The sequence below is a fragment of the Desulfobacter vibrioformis DSM 8776 genome (genome assembly GCF_000745975.1).
Lineage (GTDB): Bacteria > Desulfobacterota > Desulfobacteria > Desulfobacterales > Desulfobacteraceae > Desulfobacter > Desulfobacter vibrioformis.
Genome location: NZ_JQKJ01000071.1, coordinates 1 through 2,792, shown reverse-complemented (window position 1 = coordinate 2,792; position 2,792 = coordinate 1). Strand labels below are relative to the sequence as shown.

The 2,792-nt window shown below is 46.8% G+C and carries 3 protein-coding genes; all 3 read left to right on the top strand.

The window, feature by feature from the left end; translation table 11 throughout:
• Nucleotides 1-556: hypothetical protein (locus Q366_RS21665; RefSeq protein ID WP_211251924.1), on the top strand; the 556-nt coding region annotated here is incomplete at its 5' end.
• 172 nt (nt 557-728) lie between these two features.
• Nucleotides 729-1,124, top strand: coding sequence for a VOC family protein (locus Q366_RS19060; RefSeq protein ID WP_035242378.1), 396 nt, complete (start codon nt 729-731; stop codon nt 1,122-1,124).
• Between the two features lie 698 nt (nt 1,125-1,822).
• The gene (locus tag Q366_RS19055) at nt 1,823-2,731 is read left to right on the top strand and encodes a reverse transcriptase domain-containing protein (protein WP_156968247.1); all 909 of its coding nucleotides are present in this window, start codon (nt 1,823-1,825) and stop codon (nt 2,729-2,731) included.
• Nucleotides 2,732-2,792: the final 61 nt, after the last annotated feature.

The window sequence follows — 2,792 nt, the reverse complement described above, 5'->3', positions numbered from 1 at the left end:
CCTCACTATCTCGATATGCCCAGTCTTGCAGGTCCTCTTTATATCGCATAACGAACCGTACTTGCCAAGGTGTGGTTTATTAAGCGCTTACGTTGTTTCAGTTATCGTGGCATGGATTACAGCTCGACGAAGCGTTCGATCAGAAGTAGACAAACTTAAGCTTGGTGCTCAACAAAAACTGCTTGAACAACTCGTTTCAGCACGTCTTGAAGTTTATCCTTCTCTTTACTCGTTAATAAGCGACCTTGTCAAATTTTTGCAAACGCCAGATAAGCCAAGCCTGTCTTTAAGTAGCTTGCTTGATAGCGTAAATGCTTGGGATTCCAAACATGCAATTCTTTTGGGGCCACACACTTCAAATATCTGTTATGACTTTAGGAAAGCATTGAAGAAAACGGCGGCAGATTATGAGGCAGGTCTTAACCCAGACTGGTCAAAGTTGTTTAGAAAAGCCGAACTATTGGAGTTGGGTTTGCGAAGTGATCTTGGTATTTACGGCGTCGAATTGGCTCCAGTTCCAGGGGCATTAAAGACACCGAGAGTGGAAAGCTATTGACCACGCCCAACAAAACGCTGGAGAGGGACCAGGCTTACTGCGCGGCCTTTCGGGAGTCCCTGGTTCAGGGAAATTTATCTTTTTATCGGAAGTTTTGGGGTTTAAAAGCCTGGCCCCTCAGCTCCCCGTTAGCCCCCAAACACCGAAGTGAACTGAAAAAAATGGAGATGTAATGAAACCAACTGAATTATCGACATGTTTTTGCACAAATGATGTAGATAGCTGTCGCGAATTCTATACCAAATATTTTGCGGCAAAAATTATTTTTGATTGTGGTTGGTACGTAAATTTAAGCTTTGGAGAAGATGGCCCAACGATCCAGTTCATGCAACCACAAGAAGATATGCAAACATATGATGGGACAGGCATCACGCTCAATTTTAAAGTCGAAAATGTAGATGCTGAACATAATCGGTTAATTGATGCGGGCTTTCAAATAGCAATGCCTTTGGAAGACCATCCTTGGGGCGATAGGGGCTTTTCTGTAATTGATCCCATTGGTAATTCTGTTTATATCTATTCAGACAGAGAACCAACAGAGGAGTTTAAACAATATTATAAGGGCTAACAAAACGCTGGTCGTGCCCAGATAAATCCGAATCGTTGGGATTCAACCGAACAGGAGGATGAAATTCGATAATGTTACCCAGTGGGTGTAAGTTCCACATGAACAAAGCTTAGCCGGCAGTTCATTAGTGAAATCCACAGGCAAAACCGGAGACGGAGGTCTGAAGCTGGATGGAACAAGATTGCAGGCTCTGTATTGAACTCCGAAAAATGTATAGTTGTGGTCCATAAGGATAAACCCTGCGATTGCAGGGGGAAAGCCGACGCATTCCAGCGTGACGGAAGGCAGCAGACTTACAAGGCGTTATGGCAAGCCTGTGAGTCACCACCGGGGTCTTCGGCCAGGGCATGTTCTCAAAGGGGTAGCTCGGAAACTGGGGAGGGCCAATTGGTTCCTTGCAGAAGAAGAACGGTAACAGGAGATCCGGCCGAGGGCAAAATCCCGACATCTGTTTGGAGACCTTAGCCTGCAGATGAGTCCGCCACAGGTGGAGACACAAACATAAAAGAAGGGCAACGCAAGGTAACGGGGGCGGATAGTTAAGAGCGAACAAACCCGTGATGGCCAATTGGTAGTCTTAGTGGATCATAGTACCGATGTACCGGACCTAACCGGTACGTGAAGGTGGGGAAGTGGCACCCAAAGCGACCCACTGTAGGGAAGGTGAAGCAGGGTATAACGTTTTTCTGGAAGGAACTATGGGAGATACACAGAAATCACCAACCATATCAACGCAAACCCAGAAAATTGCGTCGCAGGTAGCGAGCGATCCTGGAGGATCTTCAGCGAGCGGAGCATGTGATAGTCCACCAATACTCATACCGGAGTCATCACTTGCCCGGATCAAAGAGTTAGCCACGTTGGACCCGGAAATGGTGTTCATCTCACTGGCTCACAGAATAGATCTACACCTGTTACGGAAATCGTTTAAACAGCTGCGCAAGAATGAATCCACCGGAGTAGACAAGGTAACGGCTAAAGAATATGCCGTAGAACTTGATAAAAACCTCTATAATCTACACCAACGGCTGCGTAGAGGTCAGTACGTTGCATCTCCAGTGAAAAGAATTTGGATCGATAAAGAAGATGGAAAGCAAAGACCGATAGGCATTACCGCCCTGGAGGACAAAATCGTTCAAAAGGCGGTAACCAGTCTGCTGGAGGTAGTATATGAACCCATCTTCCACGACTTTTCACACGGATTTCGTTCAGGGCACAGCCAGCATATGGCGATAGCCGAAATACGGGACAAATGTACAAGTCTGAACATCAACTGGATCGTGAGCGCTGATATTACAGGACTGTTTGACAACATCTCCAAGAAGTTGCTAAGGGAGATGATACAACTCAGGGTAAACGATGGTGGTATCCTGCGACTGATCGGCAAGTGGCTGAACGCCGGAGTGTCGGAAGCAGGCAACATCATCTATCCCGAAAAGGGGACCCCGCAAGGCGGTGTGATATCTCCAGTGCTAAGCAACATATTTCTGCACTATGTGCTTGATGAATGGTATGTACGAGAGGTTCTGCCCCGGTTGAAAGGAAAATGCTTCATGATTCGTTTTGCCGATGATTGTGTGCCACGAAGGCAGACTCTGTTGCAATAAACAGTGCAGCCATGCTGCACAAAAGATGAGGGAAGGCCCCTCGAAGCCGCCATACAGGTGG